At 72.2% G+C, this 20,448-nt stretch carries 14 protein-coding genes and 1 tRNA gene; 6 read left to right on the forward strand and 9 right to left on the reverse strand.

What is annotated here, in order from left to right; translation table 11 throughout:
- Positions 1 to 21 precede the first annotated feature (21 nt).
- Together acpS and ABD951_RS15420 are read right to left on the reverse strand one after the other, a co-directional pair.
- Positions 22 to 435: a holo-ACP synthase AcpS gene (acpS, locus tag ABD951_RS15415; protein WP_345346422.1), complete on the reverse strand. Its 414-nt coding sequence runs from the start codon at positions 433 to 435 to the stop codon at positions 22 to 24.
- Positions 436 to 9,732 carry a fatty acid synthase subunit beta domain-containing protein gene (locus tag ABD951_RS15420; RefSeq protein WP_345346425.1) on the reverse strand — a complete coding sequence of 3,099 codons (9,297 nt, stop codon included), beginning with the start codon at positions 9,730 to 9,732 and terminating at the stop codon, positions 436 to 438.
- Between the two features lie 402 nt (positions 9,733 to 10,134).
- On the opposite strand from ABD951_RS15420, the gene ABD951_RS15425 reads away from it, so the two are divergent.
- The 3 genes from ABD951_RS15425 to ABD951_RS15435 all read left to right on the forward strand — a co-directional run bounded on the left by ABD951_RS15425 (position 10,135) and on the right by ABD951_RS15435 (position 11,082).
- Positions 10,135 to 10,219, forward strand: a tRNA-Leu gene (locus tag ABD951_RS15425).
- A gap of 87 nt (positions 10,220 to 10,306) precedes the next feature.
- The gene (locus tag ABD951_RS15430) at positions 10,307 to 10,711 is read left to right on the forward strand and encodes a transcriptional regulator (RefSeq protein WP_345346428.1); all 405 of its coding nucleotides are present in this window, start codon (positions 10,307 to 10,309) and stop codon (positions 10,709 to 10,711) included.
- Positions 10,708 to 11,082 carry a DUF3817 domain-containing protein gene (locus ABD951_RS15435; RefSeq protein ID WP_345346431.1) on the forward strand — a complete coding sequence of 125 codons (375 nt, stop codon included), beginning with the start codon at positions 10,708 to 10,710 and terminating at the stop codon, positions 11,080 to 11,082. The genes ABD951_RS15430 and ABD951_RS15435 overlap by 4 nt, the downstream gene beginning before the upstream one ends.
- A 104-nt stretch (positions 11,083 to 11,186) precedes the next feature.
- Here ABD951_RS15435 and rdgB read toward each other — a convergent pair whose 3' ends face one another.
- From rdgB to clpS, 7 genes are all read right to left on the reverse strand, one after another.
- Positions 11,187 to 11,801 carry an RdgB/HAM1 family non-canonical purine NTP pyrophosphatase gene (rdgB, locus tag ABD951_RS15440; RefSeq protein ID WP_345346434.1) on the reverse strand — a complete coding sequence of 205 codons (615 nt, stop codon included), beginning with the start codon at positions 11,799 to 11,801 and terminating at the stop codon, positions 11,187 to 11,189.
- Positions 11,794 to 12,576 (reverse strand): ribonuclease PH, encoded by a 783-nt coding sequence (rph, locus tag ABD951_RS15445; protein WP_345346437.1) that lies wholly within the window; start codon positions 12,574 to 12,576, stop codon positions 11,794 to 11,796. Before rph ends, rdgB begins: the two co-directional genes overlap by 8 nt.
- Positions 12,577 to 12,650: 74 nt before the next feature.
- Positions 12,651 to 13,409 carry a cyclic nucleotide-degrading phosphodiesterase gene (locus tag ABD951_RS15450; RefSeq protein WP_345346440.1) on the reverse strand — a complete coding sequence of 253 codons (759 nt, stop codon included), beginning with the start codon at positions 13,407 to 13,409 and terminating at the stop codon, positions 12,651 to 12,653.
- A 90-nt stretch (positions 13,410 to 13,499) separates the two neighbouring features.
- A complete protein-coding gene (locus tag ABD951_RS15455) occupies positions 13,500 to 14,147 on the reverse strand; it encodes a rhomboid family intramembrane serine protease (protein ID WP_345346445.1) in 648 nt (215 codons plus the stop codon).
- Positions 14,148 to 14,209: 62 nt separating this feature from the next.
- Entirely contained in the window at positions 14,210 to 15,280 is a 1,071-nt protein-coding gene (locus tag ABD951_RS15460) for a P1 family peptidase (protein WP_345346448.1), read from the reverse strand.
- Positions 15,277 to 15,852, reverse strand: a complete 576-nt coding sequence (aosR, locus tag ABD951_RS15465) for an oxidative stress transcriptional regulator AosR (protein WP_345346451.1) — start codon at positions 15,850 to 15,852, stop codon at positions 15,277 to 15,279. The genes ABD951_RS15460 and aosR overlap by 4 nt, the downstream gene beginning before the upstream one ends.
- Before the next feature lie 40 nt (positions 15,853 to 15,892).
- Positions 15,893 to 16,213, reverse strand: a complete 321-nt coding sequence (gene clpS, locus ABD951_RS15470) for an ATP-dependent Clp protease adapter ClpS (RefSeq protein ID WP_425569863.1) — start codon at positions 16,211 to 16,213, stop codon at positions 15,893 to 15,895.
- 127 nt (positions 16,214 to 16,340) lie between these two features.
- On the opposite strand from clpS, the gene ABD951_RS15475 reads away from it, so the two are divergent.
- The 3 genes from ABD951_RS15475 to ABD951_RS15485 are packed head-to-tail and all read left to right on the forward strand — an operon-like array spanning position 16,341 to position 20,373.
- Positions 16,341 to 17,666, forward strand: a complete 1,326-nt coding sequence (locus ABD951_RS15475; protein ID WP_345346454.1) for a nicotinate phosphoribosyltransferase — start codon at positions 16,341 to 16,343, stop codon at positions 17,664 to 17,666.
- An 11-nt stretch (positions 17,667 to 17,677) separates the two neighbouring features.
- On the forward strand, positions 17,678 to 18,304 hold the full coding sequence (locus ABD951_RS15480; RefSeq protein WP_345346457.1) for an isochorismatase family protein: 627 nt from the start codon (positions 17,678 to 17,680) through the stop codon (positions 18,302 to 18,304).
- A gap of 35 nt (positions 18,305 to 18,339) precedes the next feature.
- Positions 18,340 to 20,373 carry an ATP-dependent DNA helicase gene (locus ABD951_RS15485; protein WP_345346460.1) on the forward strand — a complete coding sequence of 678 codons (2,034 nt, stop codon included), beginning with the start codon at positions 18,340 to 18,342 and terminating at the stop codon, positions 20,371 to 20,373.
- Positions 20,374 to 20,448: the final 75 nt, after the last annotated feature.

Below are 20,448 nucleotides of genomic sequence, written 5' to 3' on the forward strand. Positions count from 1 at the left end.
CCCCGCGTTCGGCGTTACCGGTCAGCGCGCGACGGGCGCGACGATGTCCGGTTCCTCGATGACGACCATCGCCCCGGCCATGTCCCCGTCGTGGGTCAGGGACAGGTGGATGATGGCACCCGGCAGGAACTGCGCGGCCTCGTCGTGCAGCTTGATCGACGGCCGGCCCCAGGCGTCGTTGACGACCTCGACCTGCACGTACGCGTTGTCACCGACTGACGGCGGCCGCGCGAACCGGGACGACGCCCACGCCTTGATCACCGCTTCCTTCGCCGCCCATCGGACAGCGTAGTGGCGGGCCGGGTCGCTCTTGGCCTCGCAGTAGCGGCGCTCCCCCGGCCGGAAGCTCGACTTCATCGCCGTGCCCGGCCGGGCCAGCTGCTCCGCGAACTCGGAGACCGTCACCAGATCGAAACCGATTCCCAGGATCGCCATCTACTTGCACCCCGGCAGTCCGGACCGGTACACGTCGTCGGCACCGAGACGCGCGTCCTCGCTGAGCAGCACGTCCGCCTCGAGCTGGCGGGCCGCCTTCGCGGGCACCGCGTCACCGCCGAACCGCCGGTCCGCGGGCCGCTCGTAGAGGTCGGTGCCGCCGCACATCGCGGACGCGAGCCGCCGCTGACCGTCGATCGTGCGCTGCCGGGCCTGCGCCAGGTAGTCCGCCCGACGGTCGGCGGGCACCGACTCGATGAACGCCTGCGGGTGCACCACCGCGATCAGCCCGGACACGTGACCGAAGCCGAGGCTGGTCAGCAGGCCCGCCTTGAGCGGGAACTGCTCGCCGAACCGCAGCGCCTCCCGCGGCCACACCAGGTGGGAGAACTCGGCCATCTTGTCGTCGACGCAGTCCAGGCTGCGGTTCGGCGGCACGATGCCCTGGCTGAGCACCTGGCACAGACCGATCAGCTGGAACGCCGCCGCGCCACCCTTTGCGTGACCGGTGAGGGTCTTCTGCGAGACGACGAACAGCGGGGCGCCTTCGCTGCGGCCCAGCGCCGCCGCGAGCCGCTCGTGCAGCTCGGCCTCGTTCGGGTCGTTCGCGGCCGTCGACGTGTCGTGCTTGGAGATCACCGAGATGTCGTCGGCGGTGACACCGAGCGCGTTCAGCGAGAGCGCCAGCTGCGAGTCCTGACCACCCCGGCCCGCGCCGAGGGCACCGATACCGGGGGCCGGGATCGAGGTGTGGACACCGTCGGCGAACGAACCGGCCCACGCGACCACACCGAACACCGGCAGGCCCATCTCGAGCGCCACGTCACCGCGGGCCAGCAGGATGGTGCCGCCACCGGCGGACTCGACGAACCCACCGCGCCGGCGGTCGTTGGCCCGCGAGAACCGGCGGTCGCTGATGCCCTTGGCGGTCATCTCCTCCGACTTCGCGGTCGCCGACATGTCACCGAACCCGACGATGCCCTCGATACCGAGGTCGTCGAAACCACCGGCGACCGCGAACATCGCCTTGCCGAGCCGGATCTTGTCGACGCCCTCCTCGACCGACACCGCGGCCGTCGCGCACGCCGCGACCGGGTGCACCATCGCGCCGTAACCACCGACGTACGACTGCATGACGTGCGCGGCGATGACGTTCGGCAGCGCCTCCTGCAGGATGTCGTTCTGCCGCGACTCCCCGAGCAGGGTGTCGACGTACAGCGACCGCATCGAGGTCATGCCGCCCATACCGGTGCCCTGCGTGTTGGCGACCGTCGACGGGTGCACCCAACGCAGCAGCTCCGACGGGGTGAAGCCGCCGGTGAGGAACGCGTCGACCGTGGTCACCAGGTTCCACAGGCCGACCCGGTCCACCGACCCGGCCATGTCCGCGGGGACACCCCACTTCGTCACGTCGAACCCGGTCGGGATCTGGCCGCCGACCGTGCGGGTCAGCTTCGCCTTGCGCGGCACCCGGATCTCGGTGCCGGCGCGGCGGGTGACCTGCCAGTCACCGCTCTCGGGGTCCTGCGCGGCGACCGTGTGCTCCGGGTCGGAGTCGACGAACGCCTGTGCCTCGGCCTCGGACCCGACCACGAAGCTCAGGTCCTTGTCGAGGAACACCGACGTCATCAGCGGCATGGTGTTGTCGACCATCGCGCCCTCGTCGCCGTAGCGGCGGATGCCGCAGCGTTCCACGACCGTGTCGTGGTAGCGGTCGGCGATCTCCGCCTCCGGCACCAGCTCACCGGTCTCGGCGTCGTACCAGCCCGGCTCGGGGTCCTGCTCCCAGCCGACGAGGCCGGTGTTCCACGCCAGTTCGAGCACGCCGGCCGCCGAGAGCTGCTCGTCGACCTCCATCTCGAAGCGGGTGCGGGCCGAGCCGTACGGGCCGAGCTCGCCGGCGCCGACGATGACGACCAGGTCCGCCGGGTTGACGTCCAGCTCCGGCCACGCCGGGGCGGGCAGCTCGTCGACGAGCCGCGGCGGCGCGGGCAGCGCCGAGATCGTCTCCGCCGCGGACTCGGCCGATTCCGACTCCCTCTCGGCCTCGGCGGCCTCGCGGGACAGGGCCACCAGGTCGAGCCGGACGTCGGCGAGACCACCGGTCAGGTCGACCGTCACCGGTGCGACCGCGGCCTGCGTCACCGTCTCGGCGGTGCAGGTGGCCAGCAGCTGCTCGGCCATCTCGTCGGTCGACCAGGTGCGCACACCCTTCGACTCGACGGCCTCGACCATCGGGTCGTTGCCGCCCATCAGGCCGGTGCCGCGCACCCACCCGATCAGCGCGTGCACCAGCGTGACCCGCTCGGCCCAGCTGCGCTCGGCGCTCCAGCGGCCGACGAGCGCGTCGAGCGCCGCCTTCGACTCGCCGTACGCGCCGTCGCCGCCGAACAGGCCCCGGTTCGGGGAACCGGGCAGCACCACGTGCAGGTGGGTGTCGACGTCACGGTCGTGACCGATCGTCGACAGGCCGGCGATCAACCGCTCCACCGACCACAGCAGCACCCGCATCTCCATCTCGGCGCGCGCGCCGGCGTCGGAGAGCTCGCCCGCGACGCGCGGTGCCGCGAACGGGAACAGCAGCGTCGGGGTGACGGCCTCCTTGACCAGCTTCTTCGCACCGCCGGCGGTTTCCGTCTGCTCCTGGCCGATCCAGTCGATCAGGGCGTCGACGTCGGTGTACGACGCCATGTTCGCGGGCACCACCCACAGCGACGCACCGGCGCGGGCGTTCTCGCGGTACAGCTTCCGGTAGAAGCCGAGCCGCTCGTCGTCGAGACGCGAGGTCGTCACGAACACCGTCGCCCCACCGCGCAGCAGCTGCCCGGTCACGGACGCGGCGATCGAGCCCTTGCTGGCGCCGGTGACGACGGCGACCTGATCCGACCACGGGCCGGTCAGCGCGTCCCGGACCTGGGCGGCCTCGGCGATCGTCGCGTACACGCCGACGAGTTCCTCCCGGCCCTCGGCCTCGGCGCGGCGACGCCACCAGTCGGCGTGCGCGGCGACGGCCGGTCCGGCGCCGGTGAAGTCGGCGTCGGTGACCGAGACGACCGTCGCGTGGTCGCCGATCCACAGCCGCGCGAGGTCCTCGCGGGCGGAGGCCCAGCGGTCGTCGAGCAGCAGCGCCTTGCGGGCGTCGAACGCCGGCGCGACCAGCCGCGGCCAGTCGGAGCCGAGCTCCGCCGAAACCAGGTCGACCAGTTCGGTGTCGGCCTCGGCGACGGTCGCCGCCGCCTGATCGGCCAGGCCGAGCTGCTCGAGCACCAGGCGGGCCGCCGAGGCGAGCACGCCGTTGCGTCCGGTGATGTGCTCGGTGAACTCACCCAGCGCGGCCGCGTCGACGGTGCCACCGGCACCGCCGCCGGCCGACGGCATCGACACCGCGACTCCGCGGCGCGCCGCCACCGCCTGCACCGCGGCGTCGACCACCGCGTCCACCGCGGCGCCGTCGGACAGCGCACCCTCGTGCAGCCCGCCCATCGCGCCGCCGCGCACGCTCGAACCGTCGCGGGTGCCGAGGGCCACCTCGGCGGTGACGTGGCTGGCCCAGCCGGCGCCGAGCTCCCACACCTTGGTGACACGCTCGGCGATCGCGGCCGGACGCTTGCCGGACGGACCGAACACCTTGCGCAGGTGGTCGTTCAGCGAGTCGGTCAGCACCGGGCCGAATGGCTTGTAGGTGCGGGCCAGCTTGTTCACGGTCACCGCGAGCGAGCCCATGTCGGCGTCCGCGGCACCGTCGATCGCGCCGAGCGACAGCTCGGAACCGAGGTCGACGAGCAGCTGGTTGCGTCGCGACGACACGCCGTCGCACAGCGCCTCGATCGTGTCCGCCGGACCGATCTGGTCCGGGCGCAGCTTCGTCCACAGCGCGATCAGCACGTTGGTGGCGTCGGACGCCGCGAACGCGATGTCGTCGGGACGCGGGCCTCCGGCCGGAGCGGACGGGGCCGCGGCGGGAGCCGGGGCGGCCGCCGCCGGTGCCGGAGCGGCCTCGGCCACCGGGGCCTCGGGCTCGTCGTCCACCGGAGCCGGATCGGTGTCCGTGGAGTACACGACCCCGGCCTCGCGCTCGATGTTGAGCACCTCGACCGGGCCGCCGATGCGACCGGGCAGCTTGAGGGTCTGCGACGCCAGGTTCGCGACCGTCGGGGTCGCGGCGAGACCGATCTCGACGAACCGCTCGACGCCGAGTCCGCCGTCGGCCTCGTCGGCGAACAGCAGGTCCTGGGTCTCGATCCAGCGGACCGGGCTGGCGAACTGCCAGGCCAGCAGCTCGGCGAGGACCACGCGGGTCAGCGCGACCGGGTTCGCCGACCAGGTGTCGAAGTCCGCGAGGACCTCGTTCAGCTGCGCGGACGGCACCAGGTCCGCGATCTCCTGGATGAACTCGCGGCCCAGGTTGAACGGCTTGGGCACCAGGTTCGGGATGTAGCGGCCGATCAGGATCGCCGGGTCGATCTCCTCCGGCAGCAGCTTGAGCAGCCGCTCCCGGAAGTCGTCGACGCCGCCCCGGAGCACGGTCGAGTGGAACGGGACGTCGATGCCGGGGATGACGATGAACGCCCGTTTGCCGCCGAACTCGGCGCGCTTGCGGTCGATCTCCTTCTCCAGGGCCGCCAGGCCCGCGACGGTGCCGGCGATCGCGTACTGCGAACCCCGCAGGTTCAGGTTCACGATCTGCAGGAACTCGCCGGTCTCGGCAGCGACACCGCCGACGAAGGCCTCCAGGTCGGCGTCGTCGACACCGAACTGCGACGGCCGGATCGCGGCCAGCCGGTAGTCCGAGCGGCCGTGCTCGTCGCGCGGGACCAGGGCGTGCATCGCCGAGCCCCTCTGGAAGACCACCTCGAGCACCGCCTCGAGCGGCAGCACCCCGGCGACCGCGGCGAGCGCGTTGTACTCACCGACCGAGTGACCGGCCAGGTAGGAGCCCTCGACGAAGGCACCGGACTCACGCAGCTCCGCGACCTGCGCGACGCCGAGGACTGCCATCGCGACCTGGGTGAACTGGGTCAGGTGCAGCACGCCGTCCGGGTGCTTGTGCGTGACGCCACGGGCCTTCACGACGGTCGGGTTGTCACGGACGATGGCGAGGATCGAGAAGCCGAGCGTCTCGCGGGTGTGCTTGTCGGCCCTGTCCCAGATCTCGCGGGCGGCCTTCGAGCGGGCCCGGGCGTCCAGGCCCATGCCCGGGCGCTGGATGCCCTGGCCGGGGAAGGCGTACACCGTCGTCGGCGCGGCGGTGCGGCCGGTTGCGACCATCACCAGTTCGCCGTCGACGCGGCAGCCGACCTCGACGATCTCGGCGCCGGCGTCGTGCGCGATGCGGTCGACACGGACGTCGATCAGCGCGCCCGGGCGGACCATGCCGAGGAAACGGGCGGTCCACGCGGTCAGCCGGCGCGCCGGGACGGTCGCCTCCGGGTCGACCGCGACGACGACCTGCTGGGCGGCGGCGGAGAGCCACATGCCGTGCACGATCGGGCTGCCGAGCCCGGCGAGCAGCGCGGCGTTGTCGGAGGTGTGGATCGGGTTGTGGTCACCGGAGACCTGAGCGAACGCGGCCATGTGCCGCGGCGCGACGATCGTGGTCTGCCGGCGGCGGCGACGCGGGGTGTCGACGGCGGCGTCGGTCAGCGAGCCGCCGGCGCGGGCCGGGTCGGCCAGCTCGGCCTTGCCGCTGCGGCCGCGGATCGCGAACCGCTCGACCATCGTCGCGAACGTCGGGGCCGCGGTGCCCTGCTCGCCGCGCATGGCGCCGACCTCGACCCGGACCTCGACGACCCGACCGAGGTCGGTGTCGACGACGGAGACGCCCTCGGCCTTGACGGTCAGCACGGCCGCGTCGGCGGGGATCGCGTCGACGAGCTGGACGGCGTGGTCGAGGTGCACCAGGTCGAGCATGCCCTCGATCGCGTGCACACCCTCGGCGGTCTGCGCGGCACCGAGCACGGCGAACACCGCAGGCCAGCACGCGCCGACGAGCACGTCCGGCACCGCGGAGGCGCCGGGCACCAGCGACACGGGCAGACCGGACGCGGTGACGCCGGAGTGGTCGGCGACCAGGTCGGGGATCCACGCGACGTTCAGGCGGGCGACGTCGCCCTTGACGGCCGGCAGTTCCTGACCGGCCGCGACCCCGAGCAGCGCCGACATCGCGGCCTCGGCGTCCTCTTCGGTGACGACGGGCGCGCCGCCGTCGCGGGTGGAGCCGGGGACGGTGATCGCGATGGTGACCGCGCGGTCGCCGACGAGCGGGACCCGCAGTTCGACGCGGTCCTCCCCGAGCTGCCGCAGCGTGGCGCCGGTGGTGGCGTGCGCGGCGTCGGAGTCGGTGACGGTCCAGGCGTTCAGGTCGCCGAGGCGGTGCACCGGGTTGCGGGTCAGGCGCGAGGCCCACAGCACGTCGGGGGCGGCGAGCACGACACCGAACAGCCCGGCGGCGTCGGCGCGGCGACGTCCGGCCACGGCGACCGGCGCCGCGCCGGCGGCGAGCAGCTCGTCGGTGGTCGCCTTCTCGAAGCGGTCGAGCAGGTCCCCGACCGGCTCGTCGGCGCGGGTGATCCCGGCGACGGCGACGGTGCCCGGAATGATGCACACCTGGTCCGCGGTGTAGCGCGGGTCGTGCGCCTGCCACAGCGAGTCGGACCGCCACCAGCGGCGCACGTCCTTGTCGATGACCGGGACGAAGTTCACCGGCTTGCCGGGGGTCTTGCACAGTGCGACGAAGAACGCGACGTCGGCGGGGTGCAGGACGGTGGTCGCGGCGTCCGGGAACTGGGCGCGCAGCGTGCACAGCGCGGCCTCGGGACGCTCGAGGATCAGCTCGTCCGCGAACTGGGTCGCGATCGGGCCGCGGTCGTTGCGGTGCAGCCGCGCCTCGGCGCGCTGGAGCATCTGCGCGAACCGGTCCCGCCAGGTGATGTCCAGCCACACCGACTCGGTGGCCTCGGCGTACGCCTGCGCCCAGTCGGTGCCGCAGTCGAACTCCTTCGCCGCGTCGATCCCGACGGCGAGCTCGAGGTAGCGGCGCAGCCAGCGCTCGTAGGTCATCGTCGCGACGTCACCGAAGTACGGCTTCGCGGTCACGTCGAGGGCGGTGATGATCTCGTCGCGACGCTTCGCGACGGCCTTCTCGTCGCCGGCGACCTCGTCGAGGAGGCGTCCGGTGCGGGAGGCGGCGTTGTCGATCTCGTGGATGTCGGCGCCGAGCTGGCTGCGACCCGACGACATGCCGCCGGTCGCGGTGCCCGCGGCGACCCAGTCGGGGGTGCCGGGGGTGTCGACGAGCATCTGCTTGACGTCGGGCGAGGTGGTGGCCTCGAGGGTGGCCATCGCGGCGGTGCCCACGAGGATGCCGTCGACCGGCATCGCCGGGTAGCCGAGCTGCTCGGACCAGCGTCCGGTCAGGTAGTCGGCGGCCCGCTCGGGGGTGCCGATGCCGCCGCCGACGCAGATCACCAGGTTCGGCCGCGCGCGGAGCTCGGCGTAGGTGCTCAGCAGCAGGTCGTCGAGGTCCTCCCACGAGTGGTGGCCACCGGCGCGGCCGCCCTCGATGTGCGCGATGACCGGGAACTCCGGCACCTCGGCGGCGATCCGGATCACGGACTTGATCTGGGCGACGGTGCCCGGCTTGAACGCGACATGCGTGATGCCGGCCTCGTCGAGGTCGCCGATGATCGCGACGGCTTCCTCGAGCTCGGGGACGCCTGCGGTGACGACGACACCGTCGAACGGGGCGCCGGCCGCGCGGGCCTTCGGAACGAGGCGCTTGCCGCCGACGTGCAGCTTCCACAGGTAGGGGTCGAGGAACATCGAGTTGAACTGGACGGCGCGGCCCGGTTCGAGCAGCGTCGACAGCTCCGCGACGTGGTCGGCGAAGATCTTCTCGGTGACCTGGCCGCCACCGGCGAGCTCGGCCCAGTGGCCGGCGTTCGCGGCGGCGGCGACGATCTTCGGATCGACCGTGGTCGGGGTCATGCCGGCGAGCAGGATCGGCGACCGGCCGGTCAGCTTCGTGAACGCGGTCTCGACAGCGACCTTGCCGTCGGGCAGCGACACCAGCGACGGGCGGAACGCGGTCCACGCCTTGTGCACCTCGGGTGCGGCGCCCGGGGTGAGCAGGCTGCGCTGGCCGCCGCGGGTGGCGACGGCGACGATCCCGACGCCGCTGCCCCGCAGCGGGCCGGCGGTCATCCGGGTGAGCAGGTCGCCGGGACCGAGGTCGAGGATCCAGGCGGCACCGGCGTCGACCGCGGAGTCGACGGCGGCGACCCAGTCGACCGGGTCGGTCAGGCAGGCGCGGGCCAGACGGGTGGCGCGCTCGACGTCGAGGCCGCAGCGGGCGGCCCAGGCGCCGACCGTGTCGACGGCGTCGGCGAAGGCGGGGTGGTGGAATCCGACCTCGGCGGCGACGGGCTCGAAGATCGGCGCGAAGACGGCACCGCCGCGCTTCTTCGCCTCCCGCTCGGCGGCCTCCTCGGCGGCGATCTGCTCGGCGCGCTGCTGCACGCGGGCGAGCTGGGCGGGCGCGCCGGACAGCACGACCCGGCGACGGCCGTTGCGGATCGCCATCGCGACGCCGCGTTCGGCGTCGACGCCGCTGAACAGTTCGTCGACGATGGCCTGCATGCGGGCCGGATCGACGTCGGAGACCGCGAGCATCGGCGTGCGCTCGCCTGCGCCGACGATGCCACGACGACGACCGACCAGGACGGCGGCGGCACCGATCAGCTGGGAGATGGCGAGCAGTGCGCCGTCGGACTCGCCACCGTCGGCGATGGACTCGGCGGCGACCAGGCCCTGCGAGTGGCCGATCACCGCGGCGGGCGGGGTCTGTGCCGAATCGAGGCCCTGCAGGCGCAGCGACCGCAGCGCGGCGAGCTGGGTGAGCAGCACGCCGGGCAGCGACACCGCAGCCGAGGTCAGTGCCTCCGCGGACGGGCCGGCGTCCGTGACGTCCTCGTCGGCGACGTCACGTTCGAGGATCCAGCCGATGGGGTCGAAGCCGACGGGCCGAACCACCAGCAGGTCCTGCGCGACCGGCGCCAGTGCGGCCGCGGCTTCGTTCACGAGGGAGGTCATGTCGGGCTCGAGTCCGTTGTCACGGATCAGTTCCTCGAGCGGTTCGAGCCATGCGGCACCCTGACCGCCGAAGGCCAGGGCGTAGGGCTCACCGGCAACAAGCCGATCGCGTAGGGGCGACTTCGCCGCACCGGGCCGCGTCGGCGCGAATCGGGATCCGGTGGACCCGTCGCCCTTGCCCAGAGGTGTGCTCTCGTCGATCGTCACGCTGGTTGGTCCTCTCCTGGTCGGAACCCACCGACGTCGCCAACCACCCGACGGACGCTTCGGCGAGTCCGCGGGCCAGCTTTTCGGGGGTGCGAACAGCGTCGCACAGGATCATGAGGATTTCCTCATGTTTACCGTTCAGCTCCGGCGTTCTACCAGGTAGTAGGCGTGACGCAGCTCACAGGACGCTCGTCCAAGTGACTTTCGAGTAAGAAGAAAACACGCTGGCAGAGCCGAGAACCCGCGAGTAGGAAACCTGAGGAAATCCTCACGTTGATCGTTATGCAACCGTTATATCCACGGCCTCGGCTACCGTCTCCCGCCTTTACCTTCCGAACGGCTTCGGATCGGGCTCCTCCGGTGCATCCGGCGTCGACGCCGTGGCATAGTCTGTTGCGGCACGCGCGAGTGGCGTAATTGGCAGCCGCGTCAGGTTTAGGTCCTGGTGTCTTCGGACGTGGGGGTTCGAGTCCCCCCTCGCGCACCACAACCGGCGGTGACCGGCCGGGTCACTGTGACCCTCACCTCCCCCACACCCGGCTGGGCCCCTTCCCAGCTCGGGTACCGTCGTGGTGTGGCTCGTTCATCCTCTCGTCGTCGACCGGCACTGATCGTGTTCGTGATCGTCGCGAGCGCCGCGTGCTTGGGTCTGGGCTACTGGCAGTGGACCCGTTTCGAAGCGGTCGGCGGCACCGGGCAGAACCTGGGCTACGCGTTCCAGTGGCCGCTGTTCGCGGCGTTCGTGGTGTATGCGTACCGCCGCTTCGTGCAGCTGGAGGACACCGCACCGGAGGATCAGGCCAAGGTCGCGAACGGTGACGAGCCGCGCGAGATCCCCGCGAACCTCCTGCCGCAGCGCAGCGCCCCGCCGGTCACCGCGAACCTGGACTCCGACAACCCGGACGACGAAGCCCTCCAGGCGTACAACAACTACCTCGCGCAGCTCCGAGCCGGCGAGGCCGATAGGAGCAGCACGTGAGCACGGCCCCCGACGAGACCGTCACCACCACCCCGGTCCGCGACACCGCGAAGATCGCCTCCGCGCTCACCCGCTATCGAGTGCTCGCCTACATCACCGGTGTCTGGCTGCTGATCCTCACCGCGGAGCTCATCTACAAGTACCTGATCCTCGACGATGCGAGCAGCGCCCCGAGCTGGTTCTTCTACATCGGACAGGTGCACGGGCTGTTCTACATGCTGTACCTGGCCTTCACGATCGACCTGGCGATCAAGGCCCGGTGGAAGCCGGTGACGATCGTCACGACCGCGCTGGCGGGCACGATTCCGTTCCTGTCGTTCGTCGCCGAGCACAAGCGGACCCGGCAGGTCCGCGCCGACTTCGACCTCTGACGGCAGCGCCCCCGCTCCTCACCCGAATGGGCCATTCGCTCGGTTCAACCGAGCGAATGGCCCATTCCGGATTTCAGGGGTGGGCGGCCAACCGAGGCCCGCCCTCAGCCGCGGGCGAGATCGGCGAGATCCGGCACCAACTGGGCCAGTGCGCGGCCGCGGTGCGAGGCGGCGTCCTTCTCCTCCGGGCTGAGTTCCGCGGCGGTGCGCGGCTCCCCTTCCGGCACGAACACCGGGTCGTAGCCGAAGCCGCCGTCACCGCGGGCCTCGCGGGCGATCGTTCCGGGCCAGGTGCCCCGCACGACCCGCTCGACGCCCCCGGGCACCACCAGCGCGCAGGCGGAGACGAACGCCGCTCCCCGCCGCTCGTCCGGGGTGTCCGACAGCTGCGCGAGCAGGAGCGCGGTGTTCGCGTCGTCGTCGCCATGCCCGCCGGCCCACCGCGCCGACAGCACGCCCGGCATCGCGTTCAACACGTCGACCTCGAGCCCGGAGTCGTCGGCGACACAGGGCAGGCCGGTCGCGGCGGCGCCGTCCCGGGCCTTGACCAGAGCGTTCTCCTCGAACGTCGCGCCGGTCTCTGGGGTTTCCGGGAATTCCGGGACCTCGTTCAGTCCGACGAGTTCGATGCCGACGACCCCCGCCGTCTCCAGGACCCGACGCAGTTCGCGGAGCTTCTTGGCGTTCCGGGACGCGACGAGAACCCGGGTCTCAGACACCGAACTTCTTCTTCTCGGGGGTCTTCGGCTCGGGCAGATCACCCGGATACGGCAGCGCGAGCGCGGCCTTCTGCACCTCGAAGAGCTGCTCGCAGCCGGCCAGCGCGGAGTCGAGCAGCTTGTCGAGGGTGCTGCGCGGGAACGTCGCGCCCTCGCCGGTGCCCTGGATCTCGACGAGGGTGCCGGTGTCGGTGGCGACGACGTTCATGTCGACCTCCGCGCGCGAATCCTCCTCGTACGGCAGGTCGAGCCGGACCCGGCCGTCGACGACGCCGACGCTGACCGCGGCGATCGCGCAGGAGATCGGCTGCGGGTCGGACAGCAGGTCCGCGGCCCGCAGGTAGGTGACGGCGTCGACGAGGGCGACGTAGGCGCCGGTGATGGCCGCGGTGCGGGTTCCGCCGTCGGCCTGCAGGACGTCGCAGTCGATCGCGATGGTGTTCTCACCGATCGCGCCGAGGTCGATGCAGGCCCGCAGGGACCGCCCGACGAGCCGGCTGATCTCCTGGGTGCGCCCGCCGACCCGACCCTTGACCGACTCGCGGCCGCTGCGGGTGTGGGTCGCCGCCGGGAGCATTGCGTACTCGGCGGTCAGCCAGCCCAGCCCGGACCCCTGCCGCCAGCGCGGCACCCCCTCGGTGACGCTGGCCGTGCACATCACGCGGGTGTTGCCGAATTCGACCAGCACCGAGCCCGCGGGATGGCTGGTGAATCCCCGGGTGATCTTCACTTCGCGGAGCTCGTCGTCCGCCCTGCCGTCCAGTCGTCTGCTCACCCCGGTGAGCCTAGGCCATGTCTCCCGATCCCCGTTTCAGCGCCTCGAGCGATCGGGAGACACGCGCTGGCCGCTCAGATGTCGAAGACGTCGCCGGCGCTGACGGCGTGTACGGGTCCGGAGAACTCGGCCTTCGCCTCGGCGATGACGTCCTCCCGCGAGGTCCACGGCGGAATGTGCGTCAACAGCAGTTCGCCGACGCCGGCCCGGGTCGCGAGCTGCCCGGCCTCGGTGCCGGACAGGTGGATGCCCTCGGGCCGGTCCGGGTGGTGGGTCCAGGAGGCCTCGGACAGCAGGACGTCGGCGCCGCGAGCGAGTTCGACGACGTCGTCGCACATCCCGGTGTCGCCGGTGTAGACGAGCGTCCGGCCGTCCGGGTCGGTGAACCGCAGCCCGTAGGCCTCCGGCGGGTGGTACACGCGCCGCGACTGCACGGTCAGGATCCCGTGGTCGACGACACCGCCGTCGGTGAACCTGCGCAGGTCGATCGTGTCGGAGATGTCGTCGAGGTCGCCGGCGCACTCCGCGGACGCGACCCCGATCCGGTGGTGGGTGTCGGTGGGCCCGTAGATCACGGCCCGTCCCGGCGGCGGGTTCGGGTGGTAGCGCCGCCACACCAGCAGCCCGGGCAGGTCGAGGCAGTGGTCGGCGTGCAGGTGCGTCAGGAAGATCGACACGGCACCCGGGTCCTCGTAGCGCTGCAGGGCGCCGAGCACTCCGGGTCCGAAGTCGATGACCGCCGGAGGGGTGTCCGGTGCGGTGAGCAGGTACCCCGACGCGGGCGAGTCGGGCCCGCCGACGCTGCCCGAACAACCCAGGACGGTGATGCGCATAGGGTCATGCTGCCACGCCCGGCCGGTCGCGAAAAAGGATCGCCCGGATTCGAGACGAACACCCGCGGCAGGGCCGCAGTGAGCGTGACGTCACACGACCGGAGGGAGAGCCTTCGCCGTCCGCGAGCCGCGCACGTCGGACGCCAGCAGCCACGCCGCGAGCACCCCGCCGACGGCACCGAACAGGTGGCCCTGCCAGGACACCCCGGGCGTGCCGGGCAGCACGCCCCACAGCATGCCGCCGTACACGAGCAGCACCACCAGCCCGAGTGCGAGCTGGCCGAAGTGCCGGGTGAACAGGCCCCGGGTGATCAGGTAGGCGAGCCAGCCGAACACCAGCACGGACGCGCCGAGGTGGTTCGTGCCGGATCCGCCGGTCAGCCAGGTGCCGACGCCGCCGACGACCCAGATGATCGCGGTCGCGGTGAGCCCGCGCGCGATCCCGGACAGCATCACCAGGAACCCGAGCACCAGCAGCGGAATCGTGTTGGCCACCAGGTGGCCCCAGCCGTAGTGCAGGACGGGGGCGAACACGACGCCCCAGAGTCCGTCGACGGTGCGGGGTTCGACACCGCCGGCGTCGAGCCGGTTGCCGAGGACCATGTCGGCGAATTCGAGTACGTACAGCCCGACCACGAAGGCGCTGATCGTGATCGCCGCCTGCTGCCAGTTCGGGCGCGCGGGCACGGGCGCGTTCGACGGTCCGGGGACCGGGTGACGCGACGTCGGGTGGGTCATGGTCCGGCGGGCCCCTTTCTCGGGGATGGGACTCGAATACCGATGCCCCGAGCCTACCCAGCTCAGACGTCGAACGCGGACGGGAACAGGTCGCGGTAGCCGGGGATCCCGGCGACCGCGGTCGCGGTGAGGATCGCGTCGACGATGGCCCGCGAGACGACGTCCGCGGCGGCGGCGCAGACGGCGTCGAGCGCAGGCAGATCCACCGGGAAGGCCGCGGGCAGGGCCACGGCCGGTGCGGGCAGCGGATGGGTTCCGGTCGACAGGGCGAACAGGGTGTCGCCGTCGAGGGGCGAGTGCGCGGGCCGGATCGCGCGGGCGAGCCCGTCGTGCCCGGCGACCGCGACCCGCCGGCACGCGGCCTTGCTCAGCGGCGCGTCGGTGGCGACGACGCCGATCGTCGTGTTGAGCACGGTCCCCTTGCTGCCGAGTTCCCGTGCCGCGGCGAGGTCCGCGGCGTCCGGGACGCGCAGTCCCCACGCGGCCGCGTCGGCGGTCCCGACACCCCACGGCAGCCCGGTGCCCGGATCGAAGACCGAGCCGACCGGGTTCGCGACGACCAGCGCACCGACCGTCGCCCCCTCGGCGGGTCCGGGCCCGAGCACGGTGCTGGCGGTCCCGACCCCGCCCTTGAGGATGCCGGCGCGGGCCCCTGCTCCGGCCCCGACGCTGCCGCGTTTGAACTCGGCGTGCGCGGTGTCGGCGGCGAGGAACCCGTGGTCGGGCGTCGGGCGCACCGCCCAGTCCCCAACCGGAAGGTCGAAGATCACCGCGCCCGGAACGATCGGGACGACGTGACCGTCGGCGTCCATCGGGATGCCGCGACCACGTTCTTCGAGCCAGCGCATGACGCCGTCGGCGGCGGCGAGTCCGTAGGCACTGCCGCCGGTGAGCAGTACGGCGTTGACCCGCTGCACGCTGTGGCTGGGATCGAGCAGATCCGTCTCGCGGGTGCCGGGTCCGCCTCCTCGCACGTCGACGGCGGCGGTCGCACCGTTCTCGGCGACGACGACCGTGCACCCGGTGGCGCGACCCGATCCGAGACTCGCGTCGGCGTCGAGTTCCTGGTGGTGCCCGACGAGCAGTCCCGCGACGTCGGTCAGGCTGTTGCGCGGCCCCGGTGCCCCCGTCACGGCAGCAGCACCTGAACGAGGGAGTCCTGCATCCAGGTCAGCCAGTGGTAGACGTCGAGGTGCGGCGCCCGCGGGTCGTCGGGGTCCAGTTCGTCCGGGGTGTCGGCGTCGATGCCGATCGTGGTGCCCAGCGCCAGCCGGACGTCGTTGAGTCCGTACAGCCACGCCTCGGCCTGCTCCGGGGTGAGCACGACCTTGCCGCCGTCGGCGGGGACCGTCTCGAGGATCACCGTCCCGGCGGCGACCTTGGCGTCGATGATCTCCGGTTCGTACAGACTGCGCAGCGCGCCGTTGGCGTTGGCGTCGCGGGACTCGGGGTCGACCGCGTCCCGGCCGGCGCCGAAGAAGTCGGGCAGCAGCCGGGCGAGGGTGGCGTCGGCGGGCGGCGTGGCGTTACCGGTGCGCAGCCCCGTCAGTTCGGCGAGGTCGTCGTACGGTGCGGACGCCGACCGGTCCTCGAGCAGACCCATCACCGACGTCACCAGGGAGCGCAGCACCGACGCCTCCCGAGCGTCCATTTCGGACCGGATCTTGACGCCGCCCAGTGAATTCCTACGGCTCCATGTGCGCACGGTGAATTACCCGATGACCCTTTCGATGTGACGGTGCCGCTCAGCTGTCCTTCTGCATGGTGGCCCACAGGCCGGCCGCATGCAGCCGCTGGACGTCGTGCTCCATCTTGTCCCGGGAGCCGGACGACACGACGGCCTTGCCCTCCTTGTGCACCTGCATCATCAGGTCCGTTGCCTTGGCCTTGCTGTAGCCGAACAGCTTCTGGAAGATGAACGTCACGTAGTGCATGAGGTTGACCGGGTCGTCCCACACCACCGTCACCCAGGGCCGATTCAGCGATTCGTCCTCGTCGGTGACCTCCGCCTGCTCGGGCAGCACGGTCGGCGCCGGCGTCGGCATGTTCGCCATCGGTACGGCCATCAGTGAAATGTACGGGCGCGGAGCCATACAACCAGCCTACGACGGGATCCGGACCAAATGAACACCGGCGATCAAAACGCGGCGACGCAGTCGGCCGGTGGTGTCACCCCCTCGTAGGGTGTGCGGGGTGACGAACTGGCAGCGGCCCGAATCCGCGACGAGCACCGCGCTGCTCACCGACAAGTACGAACTGACCATGCTCTCGGCCGCCCTGGCCGACGGCTCCGCGGACCGTCGGTGCACGTTCGAGGCGTTCGCTCGCCGACTGCCGGACGGCCGCCGGTACGGGGTCGTGGGCGGCACCGCGCGGGTGATCGACGCGATCGAGCGGTTCCGGTTCGGCGACGCCGAACTGGCCGTGGTGTCCGAGTTCCTCGACGAGCGCACGGTGCGGTGGCTGCGCGACCACCGGTTCTCCGGTGACGTCGACGGATACCGGGAGGGCGAGCTGTACTTCCCCGGTTCGCCGATCCTGTCGGTGCGCGGCACGTTCGCCGAATGCGTCCTGCTCGAGACGGTGATCCTGTCGATTCTCAACCACGACAGCGCGATCGCGTCCGCGGCGGCCCGGATGGTCAGGGCCGCGGACGGGCGGAGGCTGATCGAGATGGGGTCCCGGCGCGCGCACGAGGAATCCGCGGTCGCGTGCGCCCGGGCCGCCTATCTGGCCGGCTTCACCGCGACCTCGAATCTCGAGGCCGCCCGCCGGCACGGGATCCCGGCGGCGGGCACCAGCGCACACGCGTACACGCTGCTGCACACCACCGCCGACGGCCGGCCGGACGAGGCCGCCGCGTTCCGCGGTCAGGTCGCGACGCTCGGGGTGAAGACGACCCTGCTGGTGGACACCTACGACATCACCGAGGGCGTGGCGACGGCGATCGAGGTCGCGGGCCCGGAGCTCGGCGCCGTCCGGATCGACTCCGGTGACCTGGGGGTCTGGGCCCGGGAGGTTCGGGGGCAGCTCGACTCCCTCGGCGCGACCGGGACGCAGATCGTGGTGTCGGGCGACCTCGACGAGTACGCGATCGCGGCGCTGCGCGCCGAACCGGTGGACACTTACGGTGTGGGGACCGCGCTGGTCACCGGCTCCGGCGCCCCCACCGCGGGCATGGTCTACAAGCTGGTGGAGGTGGACGGGGTTCCCGTGGAGAAGCGCAGCAGCCACAAGGTGTCGAAGGGCGGGACCAAGTCCGCGATCCGGTTCGCCCGGTCGACGGGGACGATCGTCGAGGAGGTCGTGTACCGAACCTCCGTGCCGGTCCCGGAGTCCGACGGACTCACCGGTCGCCCGCTGACGATCCCGATGATCCGCGACGGGGTCCGCGAACCCGATCTGCCGACCCTGACCGAGAGCCGGGACCTGGTGGCCCGCAACCTGGTGAGCCTGCCCTGGGAGGGTCTGAAGCTCTCTCACGGCGACCCGGCCGTGCCCACCCGTTTCGTCGGTTGAAGGAGGACGACATGAGCAACGACAAGCGGGCCCTCGTGATCGTGGACGTCCAGAACGACTTCTGCGAGGGCGGCTCCCTCGCGGTGACGGGCGGCGCGGCGGTCGCGGAGGCGATCACCGAGTACCTCGCCACCCCCGGCAGACCGCGGTACGCCGCGATCGTCGCGACCGCGGACCGGCACATCGACCCCGGGCCGCACTTCTCCGCGCGCCCCGACTTCCGGGACAGCTGGCCGCCGCACTGCGTGGTCGGTACATCCGGAAGCGACTTCCATCCGGCGCTGGACGTCTCGGCGGTCCAGGAGGTCTTCGGCAAGGGCAACTACGCGGCCGCGTATTCCGGCTTCGAGGGCAGCAGCGCCGACGGCGACTCGCTGTCGGACTGGCTGCAGGACCACGGCATCACCGCCGTCGACGTGGTCGGCATCGCCACCGACCACTGCGTCCGCGCGACCGCGATGGACGCCGTCCGGGAGGGCTTCGACACCCGCGTGCTGCTGGACTACACGGCCGGGGTGGCGCCGGACACGGTGCGGTCCGCGCTGGACGCGATGCAGACCGCAGGCGTCACCCTCGTCGGGTGGTCGGCTCCCCCGCCGCGCCGCACGGCCGCCGGCCGGCCGCGTCGCGGACGGTGACAGGAGCACCCGACCGCGGACAGTAGGCTGGTCCGGTGCGCGAACTCCCCACCGTCCCCGAGTTGCTGTCCGAGGCGGTGCACGCCCTCGGCGGCACGGAGCGGCGAAACCAGCTGACGATGGCGTCGGCGGTCGCGCACTCGATCGAGTCCGGTGAGCACCTGGCCGTGCAGGCCGGCACCGGCACCGGCAAGTCGCTCGCGTATCTGGTGCCGAGCGTGCGGCACGCGGTGCAGTCGGGCCGGACGGTGGTGATCTCGACCGCGACGATCGCGCTGCAGCGTCAGCTCGTCGACCGCGACCTCCCCCGACTGGCGAAGGCCCTGAAGAAGGCACTCGGCCGCGAGCTGCGATTCGCAATCCTCAAGGGCCGCAACAACTACCTGTGCATGAACAAGGTGCACACCGGAATGGCCGACCAGCCGGCGCCGGAGACGGAGCTGTTCGACGCGTTCGCGGTGTCACGGCTCGGCCGGGAGGTGCAGCGGCTGACCGCGTGGTCGTCGGACACCGAGACCGGCGACCGCGACGAGCTGGTGCCGGGTGTCAGCGACCAGGCGTGGCGGCAGGTCAGTGTCACCTCGCGCGAGTGTCTCGGCAAGTCCCGCTGTCCGATCGGCGAGGACTGCTTCGCCGAACGGGCCCGCACCGAGGCCGCGCAGGTCGACGTCGTCGTCACCAATCACGCGTTGCTCGCGATCGACGCGATCTCCGGGATCGCGGTGCTGCCCGAACACGACGTGGTGGTGATCGACGAGGCCCACGAGCTGGTGGACCGGGTGACCGGGGTCGCGACCGCGGAGCTGGCGCCGTCGACGATCGGCGCGGCGGCCCGCCGCTGCGTGAAGCTGGTCGAGGAGCAGGACGCCGACCGGTTGGAGGCGTCGTCGGAGGCGTGGGCGGCGGTGCTCGACGAGCTGCCCGCGGGGCGCTGGGAGCAGCTGCCCGACGGCGCCGGACACGCGTTGGCCCTGGTCCGGGACGCGGCGTGGGCGGTACGGACCGCGATCGGCCCGTCCCGGCCCGGGCAGGCGGCGGCGGACCCGGAGTCGGCGGCGGCCCGCGCGGCGGCCCTGTCCGCGGTCGACGAGGTGCACGACAGCGCGGTGCGGGTGCTCACCGCGTTCGACGAACCCGACCCGGCGAAGCGCCGGGACGTGGTGTGGCTGGCCGACGAGGAGCGCCGCGGGAAGCTGGTCCGGATCGCGCCGCTGTCGGTCGGCGGCCTGCTGCGGACGCGGCTGTTCGACGAGTCGACCGTGGTGCTGACCTCCGCGACGCTGACGGTCGGCGGGTCGTTCGACGGCCTGGCCGTCGAGTGGGGGCTGCCCGCGCAGGCCCCGGTGCGCAGCGACACCGCGATGGCGACCGGCACCGAGGCACCGTCCGACGAGTCGACGGTCAAGTGGAACGCGGTCGACGTGGGGTCGCCGTTCGACCACGCGAAGGCCGGAATCCTGTACGTGGCCAAGCATCTTCCGGCGCCGGGGCGCGACGGGTTGACCCCGCGGGTCCTCGACGAGATCGAGGAGTTGATCACCGCCGCCGGCGGCCGCACGCTCGGGCTGTTCTCGTCGACGCGGGCGGCGAAGGCGGCGGCCGCCGAGATGCGCACCCGGCTCGACACCCCGGTGCTGTGCCAGGGCGAGGACGCCACCGGACAACTCGTGCGCAAGTTCGCCGAGGACGAGGCGACGTCGCTGTTCGGCACGCTGTCGCTGTGGCAGGGCGTGGACGTGCCGGGGCCGTCGCTGTCGCTGGTGATCCTGGACCGGATCCCGTTCCCGCGCCCCGACGACCCGCTGCTCGCCGCACGCCAGCGGGCCGTCGAATCCCGCGGCGGCAACGGCTTTCTCGCGGTCTCGGCCAACCACGCGGCACTGCTGCTGGCGCAGGGGGTGGGCCGCCTGCTGCGCAGCGTCGACGACAAGGGCGTGGTCGCGATGCTCGACTCCCGGCTGGCCACCGCCCGGTACGGCGGGTACCTGCGGGCCTCCCTGCCGCCGTTCTGGGAGACGTCCGACCCGGTCGTCGTCCGCAAAGCGCTGGAGCGGCTGCGCCGCCCGTGAGTGTCACCCCGGTGGGGGTGACACTCGCTCGCCGGCGCCGGCGGGCCTTTGTGCCCGGAGGACAACCCCGCGGAG

The sequence above is a fragment of the Rhodococcus olei genome, from assembly GCF_039540555.1.
In the GTDB taxonomy this organism is placed as follows: Bacteria; Actinomycetota; Actinomycetes; order Mycobacteriales; family Mycobacteriaceae; genus Rhodococcus_G; species Rhodococcus_G olei.

Coding starts and splice junctions, on each gene's coding strand:
- ABD951_RS15455 (WP_345346445.1), bottom strand. CDS start 14,147: ATGACCCACCCGACGTCGCGTCACCCGGTCCCCGGACCGTCGAACGCG.
- ABD951_RS15450 (WP_345346440.1), bottom strand. CDS start 13,409: ATGCGCATCACCGTCCTGGGTTGTTCGGGCAGCGTCGGCGGGCCCGAC.
- clpS (WP_425569863.1), bottom strand. CDS start 16,213: ATGGCCGTACCGATGGCGAACATGCCGACGCCGGCGCCGACCGTGCTG.
- acpS (WP_345346422.1), bottom strand. CDS start 435: ATGGCGATCCTGGGAATCGGTTTCGATCTGGTGACGGTCTCCGAGTTC.
- ABD951_RS15480 (WP_345346457.1), top strand. CDS start 17,678: ATGAGCAACGACAAGCGGGCCCTCGTGATCGTGGACGTCCAGAACGAC.